The sequence below is a fragment of the Candidatus Hydrogenedentota bacterium genome, from assembly GCA_035416745.1.
In the GTDB taxonomy this organism is placed as follows: Bacteria; Hydrogenedentota; Hydrogenedentia; order Hydrogenedentales; family SLHB01; genus UBA2224.
In genome coordinates this window covers 1-22,175 of the sequence record DAOLNV010000087.1, presented here as the reverse complement: position 1 = coordinate 22,175, position 22,175 = coordinate 1, and the positions used below count along the sequence as shown (strand labels likewise).

Below are 22,175 nucleotides of genomic sequence, written 5' to 3'. Positions count from 1 at the left end.
GCAGGTGTAATTTCCGCGCTCGGAAGGGATAGAATACACGCGAAACGGACACAGGAGAAGCACGATGACCAGGGGAAAAACAGCGATAGCGTTGCTGGTGTATTGTTCGGCGGCCCTTCTGGCGTTTGCGGGCGAGGGAGCCGCGGTGGAAGATAACGCGGGCGCCGCGTTGCCGGAACCGGACAAGGATGGCTTCATCCCGATGTTTAACGGAAAAGACCTCACGGGCTGGGACGGCAAACCAGACGGGTGGTGGGTCGAGGACGGCGCGATTACGTCGCAGAGCACGCCGGAGAAGCCGTGCGTCAAACCTCATTATGTGTTTTGGAAACCGGCGCAGCCGGCGGATTTCGTGATGCGGTTCAAGTACCGCCTCGTTGGCGGCAACTCGGGGGTGCAGTTCCGCAGCGAGCGGCGTCCGGAATACGACGTGTGGGGTTATCAGGCGGATATGGAAGCGGGCGCCCAATGGAGCGGGTGTCTGTTCCAGCACGACCGGAACGGTGTAGTGATGCGCGGGTATCGCGCGGTGATTGCGGCGGACGGGCAGCGCCAGGAGGAGCAATTCGCGTCCCCTGAGGAGCTCCAGAAAGTCATCAAGCCTGAAGAGTGGAACGATTACGAGATCACGGCCGAAGGGCCCAAGCTCGCGCTGCGCATCAACGGGAAACTCATGTGCGAGGTGGTCGACAACGATGCGAAGATGTCGCGCGCCAAAGGGTTCATTGCGCTGCAGATGCATCCCGGCCCGCCGATGAAGATCCAGTTCAAGGATCTGCGAATCAAGATTCTGAAGAAATAGGGAGCCGCCTTACGCGAAGGCTAGTCCACGTCGGGAATGTTCTCGTTGGACTCTTGTGATGGCGGGGTCTCGACGGGTTCAGACTTCTGCGCCGCCTCTTTTTCTTGGCCTTCCGCGGGTTTTTCCGATGGGGCGGTGAGGGTGTAGTCCACAACGCTGAACATGAAGATGCGGGGGTCGTTCTCGGTGGCTCCGTCCAGCGCCCCCCAATGAACCGCGTAGGTACCGGGTTTCAAGGGTTCGGACAGCTCGAGTTGATACAAGAGCCGGTCGGGTTGGTCGATGGCAAGCAGCCGAACGGGGATGGTCTTGATCTGGGCCAATACCTGGGCTTCTTCCAGACCGCCCCCGGGAAGGGGAACGTACAGCTCCTTCATCTCCATGCGGCAGAAGCGCACATCCCAGTCGGGCATCTTGTAACACAGGAGCAGGGGCGTCGTCGCCATGGTCTCGACCTCGGGCCATCGCCGGGTGGCGTAGACCGCGCGCCGCTCCTTCGAGAGGAACTGCTCCGGGGCGACCTTGGTGGTTTCGCGGTACCGGTAGTCTTCGTAGAGGTAAACGCCCTTATCAAGGGGCAATTCCCACAAAGAGACTGCCTGGGCTTCGATTTCCCGGGGAGAACTGGCGGACAGCACCAAGGTGCCTGGCGTATAACCGGTCTTCATGAAGTGCAGGACGACTTCGCCGGGAACGTAAGGTATCCGGTATTGCCCCAACCCATCGGTGAGCGCCTGGTACCGAGCGCCCTCAACCTGCACCGCTACGCCCGGAAGGGCTTCTCCCTTGATATTGACCACCTTCCCCGAAATGAGGCTTCGATTGCAGGCGGCCAGAGCTGCCAGACAGACCCCCGCTACTATGATCCGTTTCATGCTTCCTCCGAGAATTCCGGTTGCCGTTATTATAGAAGATGATGCCCGCGAGGCTCCACGAGTTCCTCGTTCGAGTCCTGAGAAGCCGGATTTGAGTGAATCCAGTGATCAAGGTAAGAAAAGCGCATGGTCTCTCCAGGGGACAGGCCTGCCGGCGGCGGAATAACCGGGGAGGCCCCGGTCCCGTAAGGTAACGGGACACGGCCGTTTGCTTGCAACGGTTCCGCGCACTATTCTCTGAGGTGATCAGGGTATTGAGGAGACGGCGTGATGAGCCCTTTTTACGTGAGTGAACACAAAGCCTTGTCCGATAGCGGCATATTGCGGCGGACAGGGTGGCCGGCGGCCGGAGTTATATGGGCGGGACTGTGCATATTTGCCATGGCGCTCGGCGCCCGGCCTGCTCTGGGAGAGCAGAAGCCGGGGGATGGTGCGAGTTCGTGCCAGGTCAACGTGGCCGCGCTCCTGCCCGAGGGTTTTGTTGTCGACGGTTCGCAGAGCTATATGCTTCAACTCCAGCAGGCTCTCGATACTGCGGGGGAAACCGGCGGTACGGTGGTTTTTCCGCCCATGACCTACCGGCTCGACAACGCCGCCGGGCTGCGGATTCATTCCAACACGACTCTGATCATGGATGGCGCGCGATTCGTGTTCACGGAGGATCTCAAGGAAGACGGTCAGGCTTTCCGGGGCGACGGCGTGATGAATGTCCGCTTTGAGGGAGGGACAGTCGCCGGCAAACGCGAGAGCTGGGACCCCGGCACGAACATCGCGGGAGTCCGCCTGTACGGCCAATGCCGCAACATCCACATCGCTCATATGCGCTTCGAGGACCTCTCCAGCAACGGCGTCGGTATTTTCGGCACGGACGCGGAACATCCCGTCGAAGAGATTTGGATTCGTGACGTCGCCACACGCAACTGCTGCAATTATTACGGCGATTATCTTGCGCAAGCAGCGGGGCCCGCGAAAGGCAGCAGCCGTGAAGACCAGGGCAACATCACACTGTACCACGCCGCGAAATGGGTCGTCGAAGGGTGCGATCTCGACGGTTCCCAGTCCGACGGCACGCATTTCTACCACGCCCACCGCGGGCGTTTCGTCAACAACCGGGTCACGCGCAGCCAGATGGGCGGCTATTTCCTCGAGGGGTGCAGCTACGTGCTCGCGTCGGACAATCTCATCACCGAAAACGGTTCGCGCGGCGTGACCATCGAACGCGACAGCACCTTCTGCACGCTCATCGGCAACGTTGTCGAACACAGCGGCCGCGAAGGCCTCTGGGCGCCGGACGTAGCGGGCATCGTCGTTGTCAACAACATTTTCCGCGAAAACGGCCGTAAAGACGATGCGGACCGCGACTGCGAGATCCGCATCGACGATCGGGACGAATACGCGACCCAGACCCGCGACATCCGCGTTACCGAGAACCTGTTCTATGCCTCCGGCCACCAGACGGCAGCCGTCATGATCACCGAGAACGTGCGGGATTGCATCGTGCGCGGCAATTCACTCCGAGGCGCCGCCGAAGGCGAGCCCGTGAGCATCGCGGAATCGTCGCGGGAGACGTGCGTTGTCGAGGGCAATGATACCGCGGCGGAGTGATCGATCCTTCGTGACACGGTCATATAGGCGAGGGAGACGGCCTGCAAAGCCCATAAAACGTGTATGGTCCTATGTGACCGTCCGCCCGCGCCAGAGCGTGGAGATAGTCCTATGCCCGTAGCCATCCTTCTGCTTGCCTCTCTCCAGACCGCGTCTTTTCTACCCACCCGCGACGAGGCCCTCGCGCTCATCCGTGAGCAGGAGGCGAAGGTGCGCAGCGCGTCCTTCAAGCAGCAGGGGGTGGAGATGAACATCACGCCCGAGGGTGAAGTTGGCAGCCCTACACACCGTTGGAGCCGGAGCGAAGGAATTGTTTCACGTATGGACCTCCTGCGGGTGAAATTCCGCTACACGGACAACTGGTCCAGGCGCGTAACCGGCTCATCCGGGTACCTTCTTTCGACCTACGATTGTGCGCTGGACGGCAAAGAGTATCGGTCGTTGTGCTATTGGGACCGTTCGTCGGAAACCATGCCTCTGAAACCGCAGAGTGGGACCGTGTACGGGGAGATGCAAGAGTATTTCTTTCAAAGCGTGTGCGGCGTTTCGTGTTTATCGCTCGTACCGGCGTTCTACCGGGGCGCGGGGCTGTCACGTTACCTGCAGGATCTTCCCGGCGGGATACCGCCGTGGCAGGTTCTGCCTTCCGATTCCGAGTCTGTGCTGCGCATCTGGCACTCCGAGCCGCGCATGAGCGCCGATGTCGAGGTTGAAACAGGGTATGTTGTCTCCCTCGACTTGGCGAAAGACGGCGCGATTACGTCGCTCGAGTATCGCGTGGGGGTTCCGGGAGACGCTGTCTTCGAAAAGGGGGAATTCGCGCACGTGGAGAACGTGCAGCTTGTCGAGAACGGCGGTCTCTGGCTGCCCAGTTCATGCCTGTACGGCTATTCGTACACCAACGAGCGGACGGGCGAGCGCGGCTGGAATTGTGCCACCGAGTACACCATCGAATGGTCGGACATTAACGCGCCGGTTGCGGAAGAGGCGCTGGTCCTGAAGTTTCCCGAGGGTTTGCCTGTCACGACGCCTCTCGAACGAACCGGCTGGGAGCTGTACAGGTTCTTCGAAGACAACCTGCGATACGCCCGGTACTGGGCCGGTTCGCGCGGTAAAGGCGGGGGCGCTGCATTCGTGACTGGGTTGTTGTTGCTTGTGGGCGTTGTCGTCGTGCTTGTGCCGATCGTGATTGTTCGCCGCATCCGTGCACGCCGCGCCAGGCAGCGAAGCGGCGAGGAAAAAGGACGCTCGACATAAGAAAGCAAACGGATGGGACTGGCCCCGCGAGGCCGCCGAAGACGGACCAGCCGGGCCCGTCCCGAGCCTCAACCGATTCTCACCTCAGTAGATCCGCCTCTCCGTTTCCCCGCACCACATATCGGGGTTTGTTCCCAGGCGTTGTTTGAGCGGCTCGGTGATCGTGTTCAGACGCTCGAGCACGTCATCGCCCAAGGCGAGGCCGGCCGCGCTGAGGTTGCGTTCCAGCTGCGATTTCGTGCGGCCGCCCACGAGCACCGACGCCACTCCCGCCTGGCGCATCAGCCAGGCAATGGCCACCCGCGCCATGGGTTGCCCGATTTGTTTGCACAGTGCGTCGAGGTCCTTGAGCGTCTGCATCAGAAGCTCCTCGCAGCCGGGCTGGCCGTGGCGCGTGCCGGGACGTTTCTTCGAGAAATGGCGCGTGCGGCGGCGGGCTTCAGGGATCTCCTCGATAGCGTTCCACCTTCCCGCCAGGATCCCCTGCATGACCGGCATATAGGCCAGTATCCCGACGCCACGCTTCCGGCACGCGGGGACGATATCGTACTCGATGGCCCGGAAGAGCAGGTTGTAACCGAGTTGATTCGAATCGCACTCGCCTGTCCGGACCCATGCATCCAAGTGCCGCGAGCCGAAATTCGAGACGCCGATGGCGCGGATTTTCCCCTGGTCTTTCAGTCGCATCATCTCCGCCGCGGCATCGTCGAAACGAGAGGGCTCGCAGGGCCAGTGGACCTGGTAGAGATCGATGGTGCTGGTCCCCAGCCGCTTCAGGCTGGCCTCGCAAGCCGCGCGCAACCTCGTTGGGGGCACGCAATTCTCGGGCGAGACCTTGCTGGCGATGTATACGTCGTTCCGGCGGGCTCCCAGTGCCCCGCCGAGCACTTCCTCCGACCTCCCCGCGCCGTACCCTTCCGCGGTATCGAACAGGTTAACGCCCGCGTCGATGGCGGTTTGCACTACCGCCTCGGCGTCCGTTTCGGCCTCCTCACCCCAGTACGCGGTGTCGCCCAGCTGCCACGCGCCAAACGCATATACCGATACGTTCAAATCGCTGTTTCCGAGCCTGCGGCATTCCATCGGCGGATTCCCCGTAGTTCATTCTCGATGGAGATAGTGTCTCAGATTCGGCGCCCGGCATTCCAGGGGGCCGCGGTTGAATTCCCGGCGCAGTGCGCCGTCCCGGCCATCTCACGGTTAAAGGTTGCCGCCACGCCGTCCCGCTCCCGCGCCGTCTCCCCAGCGCAATTGCGCTACCGACATTTGACAGGCCGATCGCGTACAATACCGGCGAACTTCGGTGGTTGCCCGTGTTTGTTCCGGTGTCAGAGGAGGATAGTCCCGTGAGAGGTGTCACACGCAGCTTCAAAGGGTTTGGGGTAGTCATTCTGGCGGCGGCCGCGTTGGCCGTCACGGCAGACCCGGCATGCGCCGCGGACTGGCCCGGCGAGGCGGCGCAGTGGCGCGCTCACACTCTGTATTCGTTCGCGCTGGACGGGCATGCGGTGCGGGTCTACGTGCCCAGGACGCCCCATGCCCAGAAACCGTGGCTCCTGCTCGACGCGGGCGAGGCAGGCGGCGTCGAGGCCATGTTGCTGGAACACGGTTTCCATGTGGTGGTTGCCGAACTTCCCGACCCCTATGGCAGCCCCTCGGCGCTCAAGGTCTGGGACGCTGTGTACGCGGCGATGACCGGCCAATACGGCCTGCACGAGAAGGTGGCGTTGAAAGGGTTCGGTGCCGGCGGGCTTCAGGTGCACCTCTGGGCGTCGGAAAACGTGCAAAAGGTGGCGTGCATCGTGGCGGACTGCCCGGTGGTCGATTTCAAGGCCTGGCTGGCGGGCACAGGCACAACGCCCGCGCAACCGGACAAGTGGCAGGCGTTCATGCAAGCCCAGGGATTCAAGTCTGAAGACGAAGCCCTGCAATCCAAACGCAACCCCATCGACATGACTGCTCCCCTCGCCAAAGAGAAGACGCCGCTCCTTCATCTGAGCAAACACGACGATGCCGAGCGGCCGTACAAGGACCAGACCGGCGCGTTCCAGAAGGTCTACGTGAGCGAGAAAGGGTATTACCTGACTGTGATCATGAAGCCCGGCGACGCCCCCGAAAACGGTCTCGAAGACCCGCTTGCGATCGCCAATTTCATCCTCACCAACACTCTTGATGGCGCCTGCAAGCCTCCGGCGGGGCTGCCGGAGAGCTGGCGCGACTGGCGTATCTCCGACTTCGACCGCACGGGAGCGGTGTATGTCGAGGGCGACACCGTCCTCCTCGAGATGGGCAACGACATGAGCGGCATTACTCGCGTAGGGCCGTTCCCAAAAATGAATTACGAAATCACGCTCGGCGCCATGCGCATCGCGGGCGATGATTTCTTCTGCGGACTGACGTTTCCCGTCAACGACGACCCCTGCTCGCTGATCCTGGGCGGCTGGGGCGGCACGACATGCGGCATTTCGTGCCTCGATTACAACGACGCCGCCAATAACGAAACCACCCGGTACCGCGAATTCAACAAAGGCGAGTGGTACGCCGTGCGCCTGCGGGTGACGGAGGGGCGCATCCAGGCATGGATAGACGATGAAAGACTGGTCGACGTCAATACCGAGGGGCGCGACATCGACATCCGCTGGGAAGTCGAGCCATCGGTGCCCTTGGGCATTGCCACGTGGCGCACGACGGGCGCCATCCGCAACATCCGTATCCGCGAACTCACCGGAACCGAGATTCAGGAGGCGCTCGATACACGGCCAAAGAGAAATTAGTTCAGCGCGTTTTACATTCTTTTTACAAGTGCTTTGCATATGCGTGACCACTCGTCACGCGTTTTGGGCTACAGTCCGGAATAGACAGACACCGATAGTCGGAAAGGAGCCCGTGATGAAGACACAAAACGCGTTGTACGGGATAGGCCTGTTTCTGGTGTTCGCAACCCTTGCGGCGCCGGCGCAACAGGTGGCCGTGGATGCGGCGATGAACCAGTCCGTTATCCTCGCCGGCGAGAAGCAGACTGCTTACCTGCGGGTCGCGATGACCGGTTTCGACGTCGAGGAAGCGGAGCGGACGCCGGTCAATGTGGCCATCGTCCTCGACAAGTCCGGGTCCATGAGCGGTGAGAAGATCCACCATGCCAAGGAAGCCGCCATCATGGCAATCCAGCGCCTGCGCAAAGACGATATCGTGTCGGTGGTAGTATACGACACGACGGTAAACGTCCTGGTGCCGGCGACGAAGCTCAGCAGTAAGGAATCGGTCCTCGAGGCCGTACGTTCCATCGAGGCTGGAGGCAGCACCGCTTTGTTCGCGGGGGTAAGCCGCGGCGCCAACGAGGTCCGCAAGTTCATTTCCAAGAACCGTGTGAACCGCGTGATCTTGCTCTCGGACGGTCTGGCCAACGTGGGGCCGAGCGCGCCGTCGGACTTGGCGGAGCTGGGCAGGTCTCTCGGATGCGAAGGCATCAGCGTGACGACCATCGGCCTCGGATTGGGATACAACGAGGACTTGATGACGCAATTGGCCATGTACAGCGACGGCAACCACATGTTCGCCGAGACCCCGACCGAGCTTGCCGGCGTTTTTGACGCCGAATTCGGAGACGTGCTGGCGGTAGTGGCCCAGGATGTCGCGGTCGCTATCGATTTTGACGAACACGTGCGGCCGGTTCGCGGACTCGGCCGCGAGGTCGATATTGCCGGCCAGCGTGCAACCGCCCGCCTCAATCAACTGTATGGCGGCCAGATGAAGTATGTGCTGGTCGAGGTCGAGCTGCCCGCGTACGCTGGAGAAGACGTATTGCGAGCGTCTTCCAGTCCTATCGCGACGGTCGACGTGACCTACGCCAACATGAGGACCGAATCCCGCGACCGGATCCACAAACAGGTGGCGGTGCGTCTAACGGCCGAACCGGACCAGGCGCTGAAGTCGCTCAACAAGGAAATCATGGCGTCGGCGGTCGAACAGATCGCTCTCGAGAAGAACCGCTGGGCATTGCGCCTGCGCGACGAAGGCAAGATCGAAGATGCGCGCGCGGCGCTGATGAGCAACTCGGAATTCCTCTCGACAAACGCCATACAGTTGCACAGCGATAAGCTCAAGGACCAGGCGGCCATGAACGAGCAAGACGCACAGAACCTCGACCCCGGCACGTGGGGCCGCCAGCGCAAGATTATGCGCATGAACCAGTATCAGGTGATGCAGCAGCAGGCCGAATAGCAATAGTCGATGGAGTGAACATGGCCTCCCCTGGTACCCGAGGTTCTTGTCATGACGCCACGCGCAGTCGCTGGCCTGCCAGCCCTGTGGATTGCGGCGGGGGCCTCATTCGGGGTACCGTGGTCAGGAATCCGCGCAATAACGCGGCGTCACGGAAGAGCACGTATCCATGGCGCCGCGCATGCCCCGGAGTCGGAGCGGCACGGCTTTGAAACCACGGCTGATCGTCATATTGGTGTTGATCGTTGCGCTGCCGCTGGCCCTTGTGGTCTGGCTTGGCGCGCGCATGGCACGGAATGAGCGCCAAGTGCTGGAACTCCGTGTGCAGGAGATTCTGGTCAGCCGGTTGCGCGACGTGGACGCCGAGATCCAGGAAGTGTTGGCCAAACAAGGCCGGGAGCTCCTGCAATTGCAGGGCCTCTCAAACCGTTCGCCCGAAGAGTTGCGTCAATTGAGCGCCAGCCTGCCCATGGTCTCCCAGCTGTTTGTGCTCAACGAGACCGGCGCCCCGGCGTATCCCGCGCCGGATGCGCCCCTCACGGATGGCGAACGCGCCTTCCTTGAGCGCACGCGCGACATCTGGCTCGATCACACGATTCCGCCCACCGGCGAGGAAGGACAGGCGCCGGGGCCCGCGCAGCGGCAGATGACACAGCAGGAATCGCCGCAGCAGGCGCTCCAGGCGGCCTCCCAGTCCATGGGCTCGAGAGGCGGCAATGTGTATCAAGGCAGCATCTCCAAAAGCGCGCCGGTCTCCGATGAATACGGCTGGCATGTGTGGTTCTGGGGCAACGGCGTCAACCTGATTTACTGGTGGCGGGACGCCAACGGCCAGATTGCCGGGGCTGAGCTGAATCGCGGCAGGATGCTCAGCGAGATCATCAACGCCCTGCCGGACACCGACCCGCGCAATCCCACGCTTTCCGACGGCCGGATTGTCTTGCGCGGCGCACAGGGCGAACCCATGTACCAGTGGGGACAATACGAGCCAGCGGACACGGAAGAACCGCAGGCCTCCTTGGCACTCAGCCCGCCCCTGAGCTCGTGGCGGCTCGATTACTACGCCTCGGCGCGGATGGCGTTGCCCGAAGCCGGGCGGAGCGTGTTCTTCAACGTCTTTTCAGCGGCCGTGGTGCTTGCCATGGCGGTCGTGGCCCTGGCGTACTACTTCTATCGTGAGAACGCCCGCGAAATGCGCGAAGCGGAGCAGCGCATCAGCTTCGTGAACCAGGTCTCTCACGAGCTCAAGACCCCCTTGACGAATATCCGGATGTATGCCGAGATGCTCGAGGACGAGCTGGAGGACACAGACGACCGCACGCGCAAACGCCTCGGGGTGATTACCTCCGAAAGCCAGCGTCTCAGCCGCCTCATCGGAAACGTCCTCACGTTCAGCCGCAAACAGCGGAGCGCCTTGCGGCTGCGGCGCAGTCCGGGCGTGGTGGACAAGGTCCTGCGGAACACGATCGACCATTGCGCGGCCCCGCTGCGCGCGAAGGGGATGGAGGTTGTCTTCGAACCCGACGCGCCGCACGAGGCCGAGTTCGATCCCGACGCCGTCGAGCAAGTGCTCGGAAACCTCCTGAGCAACGTCGAGAAATATGCGTCTTCGGGCAAATTCGTGCGCATCATCAGCCGACAGGATGGCGACCGGGTCAGCGTATCCGTGAGGGATGACGGTCCCGGGATTCCGTCAAGGGAGCGGCGGCGAGTTTTTGAGCCCTTCTACCGGGTGAGTAACCGCCTCACGGACGGCGTGGCGGGCACGGGTATCGGCCTTGCCATTGCGCGCGACCTCGCGCGGCTCCACGGAGGCGACCTGACGCTCGACGATTCGCGGACGGGCGCCTGTTTCACCTTCTCGTTTCACGCGCCCCGTGGGGACTCGAAGGAGACAACATGAGAGTGCTCATAGCCGAAGACGATGACAATATCCGCGAGGGGCTTCGCGAGATCCTCGAGGACGAAGGCTATCGCACGATCACCGCGCGAGATGGCGTCGAAACACTCGAGCTGTTCGAACGCGAGACGCCGGATTTCGTTTGCCTCGACATCATGATGCCCGGGAAAGATGGCTACGAGGTGTGCCGGGCCATCCGAAAGCGCAACGAAACCGTACCGATCATTTTCATCAGCGCGAAATCCGAGGAGATCGATCGGGTCCTGGGCCTCGAGCTGGGCGCCGACGACTTCATCATGAAGCCCTTTGGCGTGCGAGAGGTGGTCGCCCGCATTCGCGCCGTCACAAGACGTTGCATGGCCCGAGGGCCCGCTAACGGCTCCCAAAGTCCATTCTTGTTTGGCGACGTGACCGTGTACCCTGCCGAATTGCGGGCGCGGCGCGGCGGCGAGGCAATCGACCTGAGCCTGCGCGACATCGCGATTCTGAGACTGCTGCAGGAACACAAAGGCGAAGTGGTTTCACGCGACGCCTTCTTCGACGCCTGTTGGGGACTCGATTTCGTGCCCAACAGCCGTACCCTCGACCAGCACATCTCGCAGCTTCGAAAGCGCCTGGAAGCCGACCCGAAACACCCCCGGCTGATCCGAACCGTACACGGCGCGGGTTACAGGTACGAAGGGTAAGAAGAGCGAGCATAAAGCCGGGACGGCATCATGGGCGCGAGCACCTCACATGCCCGCCGGAGCCGCTGCGCAGGCATGCCTCTCCCGAAGCGCGGGGGATGAGCTCGCCTCGCCGAGGGGAGACGCCCGGCGGCCGGTGCGGTCGCTTCCGGAAAGGAGCCTGTGGGACAAACAAGACATACAGACACCATGAAGCCTCTTCCTGGTCACCTCACCGGCTGGCGTTCTTCCAGGCGCGGCCGATAATAGACCGCCCTTTCGCCTGCTCTTATCCGGCGGTTGGTCCGCTGCCATGGTCCGACTCGCCGCTATTCGCCGCAGGGGCATCCTCCGTGGGAGCCCCGTCTTCTTTCTTCGAGCTTTCCCCGAGCAGCTTGTCGCTGAAGCGCTGGTAAAGGACCGATGCGGGCAGAAGCAACAGACCCACGCCAATAAACGACAGGATGCGATAGAGGGGCTCCACCGAGGAAAGATCAACAAGCCACACCTTTCCGATGGTTAGCGCGAAGAAGGCCAGTCCAAGAAGCCGCTGGGTACGGCTCCGCAGAATCATGCCAATGGCGATGAGTGAAAACGCCTGCAAACCCCATGCCGACGAAATGAAACTGAGCGCCATCTTGTCCGACACCAGGTCGGTGCGCCTGGACCAGAACCACAACTCGAACGCGGACAATATGGCAAAGACCACATGTCCGGCAACGGTGGTGAGGTCGCTCCAGGCAATGCTGTCCCTTCTCCTGAGAAGATGTGCTCCGGCCCATATTGACAGGGGCAGGGTGAGACGGGCGAGATATGTGGTGTTGAGAACCAGGTACGTCTCCGGCACCTGATACCTGTGGAGGGACAACACGAAGATGCAAATGCCCACCGCATACGCGGCAACGAGGAGAAACGTCCACGATTGCAGCCGTTTCGCGTAAATGACGGCGGCCGTCGCCAACGCGATAACCGACCAGAGGATTACAAGCGAGCCGTACTGGTGATTGTACTGATAGACGGCTTGCCGGACCTCCCAGAAGCTCCAGACGTCCAAGGTCAGGAGCAGAGCGCCCACTTCGTATGCCGCGAAGCCACACACTGCCGCAATCTTCAAGATAGGGAAGGGCGGTCCGCCGAACAGGCGTCCGTTCATGCGCGCGCGGTATATCAACCAGGCGGCAGCGGCGAGTGCCCCGGCCATGGGAAGCCGCAGCGCGAACGAAACGTTCCAGAAAAGGTACATGTCCGCCATGCGGTAACGAACCAGGAGTGCGAGAAATACGAGGATGGCGAATGTGCAGACGCTCAGGACCAGGGGAATCCAGTCTTCGAGCCGTTTTCGACAGACCACGTACGTGGTTGCGAGGAGAATGGCGGCCCAGAGCAGGGTCAGCGAGCCGGCCTGGTACACAGCCCCATACGCATATTGGCGGAGTTCCCAGAAGGTCCACACCTCGAGGCTCAACAGGAAGGCGCCCATGAGGCAGCTGACCAGCGCCAGCAAGCCCGTGAGTTGCCTGGATGAGGCCTGAAAAGGGGCGTTCTTGCCGGTTTCGCCTTTGAAACGGAAAACAAGGGCGGCCGCCGCAGCGAGAGAGCCCACGAGCATCAGCCGCGCCAGAAACGAGGTGTTCAGAAACATCCAGGGCTCGACGAGTCTGTAGTGGGCAAGTCCCGCAAACCAGAACACAAGGGCGATGCCGTAACAGGCAATCGCCACGATCAGCCAGTTGAACAGGCGTTTCTGGCACAAGAACGCGATGACCGCTACGGGGATAACCGCCCACAGAAAAGCCAGGGTGCTGTGCTGATAGGCCTGGTAGTTGGCATATTCGCGCGTACTCCAGAACAGCGCCGTTTCAAACGTCAGCAGCAGGCATGTCAACGCCAACCCTGCCAGTCCCACGAACCCGATCATGGGAAGCTTCCCGGGCCGCCCTTCGTCAGGAGTGCGGCTTATGATCAGCGTGATGACTGCCCCAGCGGCGATCACGCTGGCCCACGAGCCAAATTCCGGGTTGAACACGGGAATGAACACTTCCGTATGCAGGGGCAGGGTGCGGAAAAGAGCGACAGCGCCAAGGGTCCAGGCGACAATGCCGCCGACAACGGCGAGGTCGTGGCGGTACCGGTAACCGAGGTATACGAACACCGCCCCTTGCACCGCCCACGCGATCTGATAGGCGTAAAGCTCGAGCAAAATGGGCACGGCCAGGACCGACAGGCCCATCGCAACGACCAGCAAGACGGCATGGGCGGCGTTGTCTTCAGCAATGCGCTTCCGCCAGGCAAGAAAGACGAGAAACGCGAGAGCGGCTTGCCCGAGCACCATGCCCCCGAGAAGGTACCTGTGGCCGGCGTAGAGCGCGTTGTAGTAACCAAAGAACCAGAATGCCGCGTTGAGCGCGGCTACGATGAGGTCTTCCGGACGCGATTTCGCCAGCCGGACAAGCGAATGGACGGACGACGAACCCAGGAACAGGATATAGAACAGTGACGCGTACAGCGTGGCGGGAAGGGTCATATCGGGCTCATCGGGATTGCCGAAGAATTTGAAATACCACCCCGTGTAGAGCAGCGCTGTGCCGACAAAACACAGGACGTCGAGAAAGCGCCACCGCTTGAACCATGCCACGCCCGCCGCGACCAGGTCGAGCAACGCGATGTAGCTGAACAGGCCGTAAGGGTGGTTCTCGCCGGTCGAGATGAACACGGGGCTCAGAAAGCCGCCAATAACAGCCAGCACGGCGATGGGCGGAGCGTTCTGGACCACCGCCAGCGCCACGGCCAGGGCGGTTATGCAGCTCGCGAGCATAAAGGATACGGTTTGCCCCGTGAGTGCGTAGATCTGGAAGGAAAAATAGACGCAGACGTAGAAGACGGCCACCCCCAGGCCCGTGAACCCTTGGGAAATGACCGCCCAGTCCTTCCGGCGGAATCGCTCGCCGAACGCGAGCGCCGCTGCCCCGCCTGCCGCGGCGATCGCCAGCCGGATGCGCTCGTCGATGTAGCCCAGGTCGTAAAGGTACTTGAGAAAGAAGGCGACGCCAACGACAAGGGTAATCACGCCGGCCCAGAGGAGTCCCTTCGTGCCGGCAAGCATTTCCCAAGACAGATTCCTGGTGAGGTCCCGCATCTTTTCAGGCAACTCCAGCTGGAATGCCGGCTGTTCTGACGGTGGCGCTCCTGACGGCTGTGCCGGACCTGCGGCAACGGCCCGCGGCAACTCAACAGGGGCGGATCTTTCGGTTGTTAGCGGTGCCGCTTCGGCAGGCCGTGCCTCCCGGACGCTCTTGGGAACAGGGGGGGGCGTTTGCGCGAGGGAGATTCCTGGCTCGAACGGTTCGGTGCGGGAGGGCTCAGTCGCCGCGGACTCGGGAGGCCCGGTATCCGGTGCGTGGACCGGCCGGGGCCGGCCTGCTTCGGCAGGCGCAAGACTGATACGCCTGGTAAGGTCCCGGACCTCAACCTCGAGCCGCTGGATACGCTGAAGAACATCGCCCGTGCGGACAAAAGCGACGATGCCGCACACGAGCGCGGCTACAAAGGCCGCAAAGAACAGCAGTCCCGCAAGTACGACCCCCATGGCAGCTCCCTTGTGCGAATGTCTGTTCCGGAAAGCTGAAAGCGGTCTGCGCTGTAGCCTTTTCTCCCTTAAGCAGACGGCCGGTCATTCGCAAAGTCAGAATACAAGGGCGGAACAAGACGGTCAATAGGCCTGGCCCCGGAAAACAACACAAAAGGCGAAACCCGTAATTGGATTCCGCCTTACAGTTCACGCTTGAATGAATCAGCTATTTCCTTGGGGGCTTCTTGGGGGCGGCTGCACTCTTCTTCGCAGCCGGCTGAGGCATGTTCGCATAGAAGTACTTCCCCGCTTCCAGGATGTTGCCGAGATTGCGCTTGGATTCGTCGTCCGTGGGCATACCCAAGGCGCCGGCCTTGGTCAGGAGCGCTTCCCAATTCTCGTGTTCCCACGTCCCCTTCTGCTTCGTAACAAACTGCCCGGCGAGTTCGAGCAGCTTTTCCAGGGAATTCTTTGCTGCAGCCATGGCTATCTCCTTCTCACGCACTCCGTGTCTGCGATACGGAACAGCTTCTATCCGGTAGAAGTGTATCATAGAAGGAAGGAGCTTCCTAGCAAGATCTTCACGAATGCGATGCCGCCTACCCAGGAATACCCGCGGAAATCTCTTGACAAGAAGGAGGGCTCTGCCGCCGCTCTTCGTCTCCTCCCCTGCAAATGTATCCTGAGGCCTGCTCGAGCACCGGATAATCACACGTCCCTGCCCGGGCATGACCGCGCCATTTCAAGCGGCGGTGGACCGGTCAGAGCCCAACCCGGACATAGATGTCCATACTGAGTTCCGTGGTAAAAGCGATGTCGTCTTTGGGCATCTGGCTTGCTCTTGCTCTTACACGCAATCTGGGGCACTCATCGCTGGTACTCGCGTCGTTTTCTCTTATAATGTCGAGAAAATTGACTCCGTTGGCTTGTGTAAGTTCAACAGTTGAGCCAAAGCCGGTTGGTGAACTCGCGGAAGCAATCAGGCGTTCCCCGTTGGGATCATCCACGGGCAGGTAGTAGAGCGCTATTTCGGTGATATCGCCAGGATCGCCGCTGAGCACGGTCAGTCTTGCTGAGCCAAGCTGGATACGGCTCACTGCGAGGAACTCGCCGCCCACGGGCGCCGTCTCTGACAGATACTCTTGGATCTGGCTTTCGCTCGGAAGGAAGCAGACGTCATACATCATCTCGGAAGTGATTTCTTGATCCCCGGCAAAACTTGTGCTGGCGAGGATGCCCGGTATCACAGGGAAATTGTACGGGTAGGGCCCCATTTCGATGCCCCGGCCGCAGCCGGGCGCCAGAAATGCCACGCATACCAAGATAAGAATGGCGCCGGTGGTCTTAGCGGATATGACTCTTGCGGATCGCGAACACATGGGCGATTCTCCTCTAACCCGAGACATTACGCACCCCCATCCCGTATAAATACTCCCAGATGGGGTTTTCGTTACGGTCACTTCATTGGCCTGCGAACAGTGAGACGCGTGCGGCGGCGAGGATCAGCCGCAAATTTCGAAGTTTTCCGGGTGCGCAGGGGGCGCGGTCTGCCGCTTCGGTTAACTGAACCGGGCGTGAATGACGTTTGCCAGGGCGTTCACCGTGTAGGGTTTCTGCACAAACCCGGCAAGCTCCTGGCCCCGGAACCCGGCTTTCGCCCGTTCTTCCGGATACCCGCTCGAAAGCACGACGGGTACGTCAGGCCGGATTTGCCGTATGGCGTCGAAGGTTTCCTCACCGCCCATATGGGGCATCGTGAGGTCGAGAAGGACGACCTTGATTGCGTCCGCGTTGTCTTTGAAGATCTCAATCGCCTGCTGCCCGTTCTCGGCCAGGAGAACCTCGAAGCCCAGATGCTCCAGGATTCGCTGGGCCACCATCAGCACGGTGGCTTCATCGTCAACAACCAGCACCTTACCCGTTCCCCGCCAATTCAGGCTGCTGGCTTCGGCCTGGCGTTTCCTGACGGAACAGGCGGATACCTCGAGGGCAGGGAAAAACACGCGGACGGCGGTCCCCTTATCAAGCGCGCTCTTCACCTCGATTGCGCCATGGTGTCCGCGAACAATCCCCAGCACCGCAGACAAACCAAGGCCTCTCCCCGTAAACTTGGTGCTGAAGAACGGGTCAAAAATGCGATGCCGGGTTTCTTCGCTCATCCCGCAGCCGTTGTCCCGTACCTCGATGCAGACATAGGGGCCCGGGGGAACTTGCTGGTCGAGGTATCCGTCTTCGAGTTCGCCCGCACGCAGGTTTTGCAGCCGCGTGGAGACCGTCACGATGCCTTTTCGCTTACCGATGGACTCCGCCGCGTTGATTACTAGGTTCATGAAGACCTGGCGGACCTGGGTGGCATCGCCTTCGATGGCGGGGATCTCTGACGCGAGATTGAACGCCATGGTCACGTTCTTGGGAATGGAAGCATCCAGGAGATGGCTCATCTCCAGAACAAGGTCGTTCAGGTCGATCTCTTCGACGACGAATTTCCCTTTGCCCGAGTACGCGAGCATTTGGCGGGCCAGGTCGGCGGCGCGTTTGGCAGACAGGTTAATCTGATGCAGATAGGCCCGCGCCGGCGCCCCCACTGGAAGTTCTTCCAAGGCGAGGTCCGCGTTCCCCAAGATGCCGACGAGTATGTTGTTGAAATCGTGCGCGATTCCGCCAGCCAGGATCCCAAGGCTTTCAAGTTTTTGCGCTTGTTGTACTTGTGATTCGAAACGGCGTCTTTCAGTTTCGGCGCGTTTGCGTTCCCGGATGTCTCGGCTTACGCCGACGACGCCGAGGGGGTTGCCATCTCTGTCCAGGAGCAATCGGCTCATCACTTCACAAGGCACGATCGTTCCATTTTTGTGCACATGGTCATACTCGCGGGGAGCACCCAGTTCCTGGATGCCCCGGGCGTTCTTGTCGACGCTGTCCTGAATACCGAGCCGGGCGCGCTCGCAAGCCTTTTCGGTGAGCAACTGGCGGATGTCCATGCCGAGAAGTTCTTTGGGCTGGTAGCCAAGCACGGCCTCCGCGGCCCGATTGCAGTAGGTGATGCGTCCGTCCATACCGATTGTCCAGACCACGTCCGATATGCTCTCGGCCAGGGTCCGGTACTTCTCTTCGCTTGAGCGCAGCGCCTTTTCAACACGCTTTCGCTCCGTGACGTCGCGAGTGGCGCCTATCACCCCCGTCGGTTTGCCCGAGTCGTCTTGTATGAGCATGACGGACATTTCACAGGTGACCACACGGCCGTCTTTATGATAGTGATCGAATTCCTCCGGGGCCTGAGTGACCCAGGGGTCTCCGCCTTCCGCCACCCGCGTTCTCGCGTCCTTAATCAGATCTCCGAGGCGTTCGAGAGCACCGGGCACGAGCACTCTTGCGGGATCCGAGGTGAGCGCTTCTTCCGCGGAATACCCCAGAATGTGTTCGACCGAAGGGCTTACATATGTGAAATGCGACTCCAGATCCATGGTCCAGACGACATCGGAAATGTTGTCGGCCATGGTGCGGTACTTTTGTTCGCTGTCGCGCAGGGCCTTCTCGGCGGCCTTGCGTTCGGTGATGTCTATGCCCGCCTGCTGTATGGCGGGCTTGCCGCCGAACTGGGTAAGCGTCGTAAACGCCTCGAGCCATTTTACGGAACCATCTTTGCACAGCATGCGGAATTCATAGCGTACAGGCTCATTGTGACCGGCCAGACGGCGGGCGCCTCGTTCCCACACCATCTCGCGGTCATCGGGGTGGATCAGGTCGCGCACCTGCTCGGGCGTCATCGTCAACGCTTCTTCGGCGCTGTAGCCGCTCATCTCCTCGAAGACGGAATTGACGAAGAGGAACACCCGGTCCCGCCAAATCACCAATGCCTGCAGCGTATTCTCAACGAGTGCCTTGTATGCCTCGTCGCGACCCTGCGCATCGCGCATCTGCTCTTCGAGCCGCATCTTGTGCCGCTCGGTCTCCAGCATGCTGAGATAGAAGGCAACGAAGAAAAGCAGAATCCCGCACATCAACGCGGTGTTGTTGATCTCCTGGCGGTACTCAAAATAGGCGCGGAGATACGGCGCCCTTTCCCAGGACTCAAAAACGGTGGAGTGCATCAGGGAAAGGGTCGAGGGAAGGACGATCAGGACGGAGGCTGCTATCGCCACCAGGGTGATGCGTCGGGAATTGTACACGCGGGCCAGCGTGTAGGACGTGGGCAAGGCGATCGCGCAGACCGCCGCAAAAGCCAGAACGTCGTCGATAATCGCGGAACCAGGAAACTTCGCGCGTATCACGTAATAGCTGACCGCCAACACGAGAGTCAACAGAATCGACGTGACAAAGATGCTCCTTGTCCTGTCTAATCTATTGGTTCCCAGTGGCTTGCGTGGAAGTTCCGGCCTTTTCATGTATCCCACCCGCCTCTGTTCTCAGATTACTACGTTCGAAGTATACCACGTTATTACCGAATTTACACAAGCTAGTTAAGGCATTAATTGTTTGGTATTGCGTTTTATACGGGATTTGCGGTGCCGCTTTGGGCAGAATGGGGTGCCTGGCCAGGAAACGGACCCGTTTGCCCTGCCTCCGGCAGCGCTACCCCTGAGTATTGCCCTGTGCCCTCGCTGCGTTCGGCGCGGTTGCTCGCTCGCGCCGCGATCCGTTGTGCCGTGGAACAGTAATCGTGCGACGCTTTGATTCCATGAGCTGACCGATTGTACAATCCCCGGGAACATTTGGCGGGGATGCCGCAGGCCGCCGGAATGTGAGGCTAATCTTCCGCGAAAACAGTCGTCTTCGCGATGATAGACGCCACAACGAGCGCTGCGAGAATCAAAACGGCTTGAGCCGCGCGTCTTGCCCAGGGAAATGCGCTGCCGGGGGCCTCGGCGGCAGGGGCTTCGGCGGGCGGCCCGTGTTCCAGTGCGAGAAGAGCTTCGGGAGGTATGCGGACGGGTTCCGGCGGTTCCGCCTCCAATCCGTCCCGCCGGGCACGCTCAGCCAATTTCACTTCGGCAGCCACCACAAAGGCGGTCTGGCCGTCAGGCGTGGTGACTTTGGCAAAGCCCCGGGCGGCCCATCCCTCTTCGATACGGCGTTCGCGCATCGCCGGGGTCTCGAGCAGCGGACCGGACTCAAGCATGTCGTCTCGCAAAGTAACGGTGCGCTTCTGGCTCTCCCACGGTGCGTCAATCTCGACGAGATAGCCGTAAGGATGCTGTTCGAGAATGCGGCCGAAGATCTGCCGTTTCTCGATGGGCACCGTGCCTTTTTCGACAAACTCGTAGGTCTGGTTGGGGTCGTTCCGCTCGACGCCGGCCGTTGCGGCTATGAGCAATAAGATAATCGCCATGCCAGCAAGTATAGAATGGCCGCACGGACTTGACAAGTCTACGGGGCCTGCCCGATGCTGTGGCGATACCGAGTGAGGGCCGTTTGGGCGGCGTGGCGCTCATCGGCCCTGAGAGGCGCATGCATGAACGGAGAGAGGTGAGGCACCAGTGGCGTGGCTTGGCCCGTGGATACTTCCGATAACCGCTGCTGTGGCGATGGCGGGGACAGGCGTGGTGGTGTGGCTGGCGTGGCGCATCCGCGAAGATACTGACGCCCATGCCGCGCGGGCGAGGGGACACAGTCTCGAGTTTGAGTGCACCGAGTGTCAAAAGATACTGGTGGTCCCCCGGGAAGAGCTGACCCCGCTTTCCGGTCCGGAGATGGGTCTTGTGGTGGCGTCGCGTCCGCAACTTGTCGGCCGCAAATTGAGCGAATATGTGTGTCCCCACTGCAATGCCAGTCATTGTTTTGCCGTGGATGCGAGCCCCCCGGCCTGGATTGGCGTTAATCTCTACGGGCCTCAGACGAAAAGCAGCAATTGCCTGGAGTGCCGGAAACGGCTGCGGGCGCCCCATTGGCCCGCGGACCCCCAACGAGATAACGTCAAAAACGCGCCGGACTTGCGCCCGGACTACGGGCTTGTGTGCTCGCGTTGCGGGGCGGTTTGCTGCGTGGCATGCGTGGCCCAGTATTCGCGGCAGGACGTGCGTACAGAGGGCGCGCGTTGTCCCCGGTGCGGGCGAAGTCCCATTGAGCAGGTCTTCCGTCCGTAACACGCCGCGCCGCAAAAGGTACGCGGAACTTCCGTAGTCTGCTTGGTATCTATCTAGGATGAATACAGAGGCCGAATCCATTTTCTACAGGAGTAAGCCATGAGCAATCCAGCTAGAACGTCCCGGAACCGGTGGTTTCTCGTGATTCTGGGCGTCTGCATTTCTGTAAGTCTTTTTGTAGCAGAGGGAAAGGCGTACGCTGCGTCGCGGCCCAGGGGGGCCGGCCGCCGCGATGACCGGCTCGGAGCCGAGAGCAAAGCGCCCGCCGGCGGGTCCGTCAGCGAGAAAACCAAAGAGATGGTTCGGCTCGGGATGTTCTTGCGCGACTTGGAAAAGGAGGGTGTGGAAGGCCTCGTGTTGATGAATGGGATGGAAGAGATTCGGATCGAGGCGTTGTCAACGAGGAAGACCTCCGCCTCGAAAATGGCGGACCGGATTTCGGAACTTCTCAAATGCGGCCTCCAAGAGACGGACCACTACTACTTCCTTTATCCTCAGGGATTTGAGGCACTTACACAGATACAGCTGCCTTCACTGGATCCGGTTTACGACGAGGTGAACGCCGAAATCGTGTTTGGCGCCAATCTGCCGCTATACATGGCCTTTGCCTGGATAAGCCAGGCGACAGGCAAGACAATCGTTGCCGATGACCTTGCCGCGGCGGCCGTTACCGGCGAACTATCTGTGGGGGAGGTGCCGTTGCGGACCGGTCTGGAGGCGATATTGAAGTCCGCGCGCGCTATCGGGGTCGGGGTGGATAGTACGCCCGACTACGTTTTTTTCTATCATCCCGGCCGGAATCCATACGTGAACAAGCGCTCGCTGCTGATAAACAGCGAAGGGCTTTCCGCTGAACAATCGGAGTTGCTGGCGCGCCGGGTAAATGTTGTGTTGCCAACAGCGCCGGGGACGCGTGGGCCAATCCCGTTTCAGGCTGGGGCCCTGCCTTTCTCGAAGGCCGTGCAGTCACTGTCGCGCCAGCTGGGGGTGCCGATCGGGATCGACAAGGCATTGGAAGACCTGCCGGTGAACCCGGTCGTTTTTACCGACGTACCCATTGGGACGGTGCTGGATTTGGTTATTCGGCAGTGGCTTTATCCCGATATCGGTTACGAAGTTCAGAAGAACCAGATCATCGTTCGCCGGCTGCTGTCTTCCGGTGAGAAGCAAGTGGCGGACGCGGACATGAAAAAGGTGGTGGT

At 60.9% G+C, this 22,175-nt stretch carries 16 protein-coding genes; 9 read left to right on the top strand and 7 right to left on the bottom strand.

Features of this window, described 5'->3' with window-relative positions; translation table 11 throughout:
* Nucleotides 1-64 precede the first annotated feature (64 nt).
* Nucleotides 65-802: a DUF1080 domain-containing protein gene (locus PLJ71_19185; protein ID HQM50816.1), complete on the top strand. Its 738-nt coding sequence runs from the start codon at nt 65-67 to the stop codon at nt 800-802.
* A gap of 20 nt (nt 803-822) precedes the next feature.
* Here PLJ71_19185 and PLJ71_19180 read toward each other — a convergent pair whose 3' ends face one another.
* Nucleotides 823-1,677, bottom strand: coding sequence for a carboxypeptidase-like regulatory domain-containing protein (locus PLJ71_19180; protein HQM50815.1), 855 nt, complete (start codon nt 1,675-1,677; stop codon nt 823-825).
* A gap of 270 nt (nt 1,678-1,947) precedes the next feature.
* Between PLJ71_19180 and PLJ71_19175 the strand changes: the two genes are divergently transcribed.
* Together PLJ71_19175 and PLJ71_19170 are read left to right on the top strand one after the other, a co-directional pair.
* Nucleotides 1,948-3,282, top strand: coding sequence for a right-handed parallel beta-helix repeat-containing protein (locus tag PLJ71_19175; GenBank protein ID HQM50814.1), 1,335 nt, complete (start codon nt 1,948-1,950; stop codon nt 3,280-3,282).
* A gap of 111 nt (nt 3,283-3,393) precedes the next feature.
* Nucleotides 3,394-4,539, top strand: coding sequence for a hypothetical protein (locus PLJ71_19170; GenBank protein HQM50813.1), 1,146 nt, complete (start codon nt 3,394-3,396; stop codon nt 4,537-4,539).
* Between the two features lie 84 nt (nt 4,540-4,623).
* Here the strand turns inward: PLJ71_19170 and PLJ71_19165 are convergent, their stop codons facing one another.
* Complete coding sequence (locus tag PLJ71_19165; GenBank protein ID HQM50812.1) at nt 4,624-5,622, bottom strand: aldo/keto reductase; 999 nt, start codon at nt 5,620-5,622, stop codon at nt 4,624-4,626.
* Nucleotides 5,623-5,885: 263 nt separating this feature from the next.
* On the opposite strand from PLJ71_19165, the gene PLJ71_19160 reads away from it, so the two are divergent.
* From PLJ71_19160 to PLJ71_19145, 4 genes are all read left to right on the top strand, one after another.
* Nucleotides 5,886-7,313 carry a hypothetical protein gene (locus PLJ71_19160; GenBank protein HQM50811.1) on the top strand — a complete coding sequence of 476 codons (1,428 nt, stop codon included), beginning with the start codon at nt 5,886-5,888 and terminating at the stop codon, nt 7,311-7,313.
* A gap of 115 nt (nt 7,314-7,428) precedes the next feature.
* Entirely contained in the window at nt 7,429-8,760 is a 1,332-nt protein-coding gene (locus tag PLJ71_19155) for a VWA domain-containing protein (protein ID HQM50810.1), read from the top strand.
* A gap of 208 nt (nt 8,761-8,968) precedes the next feature.
* Entirely contained in the window at nt 8,969-10,663 is a 1,695-nt protein-coding gene (locus tag PLJ71_19150) for a HAMP domain-containing sensor histidine kinase (protein ID HQM50809.1), read from the top strand.
* The gene (locus tag PLJ71_19145; protein HQM50808.1) at nt 10,660-11,346 is read left to right on the top strand and encodes a response regulator transcription factor; all 687 of its coding nucleotides are present in this window, start codon (nt 10,660-10,662) and stop codon (nt 11,344-11,346) included. Before PLJ71_19150 ends, PLJ71_19145 begins: the two co-directional genes overlap by 4 nt.
* A 268-nt stretch (nt 11,347-11,614) precedes the next feature.
* Here the strand turns inward: PLJ71_19145 and PLJ71_19140 are convergent, their stop codons facing one another.
* From PLJ71_19140 to PLJ71_19120, 5 genes are all read right to left on the bottom strand, one after another.
* Nucleotides 11,615-14,911, bottom strand: a complete 3,297-nt coding sequence (locus PLJ71_19140; GenBank protein ID HQM50807.1) for a DUF2339 domain-containing protein — start codon at nt 14,909-14,911, stop codon at nt 11,615-11,617.
* A 208-nt stretch (nt 14,912-15,119) separates the two neighbouring features.
* A complete protein-coding gene (locus tag PLJ71_19135) occupies nt 15,120-15,377 on the bottom strand; it encodes a hypothetical protein (GenBank protein HQM50806.1) in 258 nt (85 codons plus the stop codon).
* A 277-nt stretch (nt 15,378-15,654) separates the two neighbouring features.
* Nucleotides 15,655-16,272 (bottom strand): hypothetical protein, encoded by a 618-nt coding sequence (locus PLJ71_19130; protein ID HQM50805.1) that lies wholly within the window; start codon nt 16,270-16,272, stop codon nt 15,655-15,657.
* A gap of 180 nt (nt 16,273-16,452) precedes the next feature.
* Nucleotides 16,453-19,275, bottom strand: a complete 2,823-nt coding sequence (locus PLJ71_19125; protein ID HQM50804.1) for a PAS domain S-box protein — start codon at nt 19,273-19,275, stop codon at nt 16,453-16,455.
* 362 nt (nt 19,276-19,637) lie between these two features.
* Nucleotides 19,638-20,219, bottom strand: a complete 582-nt coding sequence (locus tag PLJ71_19120; protein ID HQM50803.1) for a hypothetical protein — start codon at nt 20,217-20,219, stop codon at nt 19,638-19,640.
* Nucleotides 20,220-20,367: 148 nt separating this feature from the next.
* On the opposite strand from PLJ71_19120, the gene PLJ71_19115 reads away from it, so the two are divergent.
* Nucleotides 20,368-20,973, top strand: coding sequence for a hypothetical protein (locus tag PLJ71_19115; GenBank protein HQM50802.1), 606 nt, complete (start codon nt 20,368-20,370; stop codon nt 20,971-20,973).
* 99 nt (nt 20,974-21,072) lie between these two features.
* Nucleotides 21,073-22,175, top strand: a 1,103-nt coding sequence (locus PLJ71_19110; protein HQM50801.1) for a hypothetical protein, incomplete at its 3' end; no start/stop codon positions are given.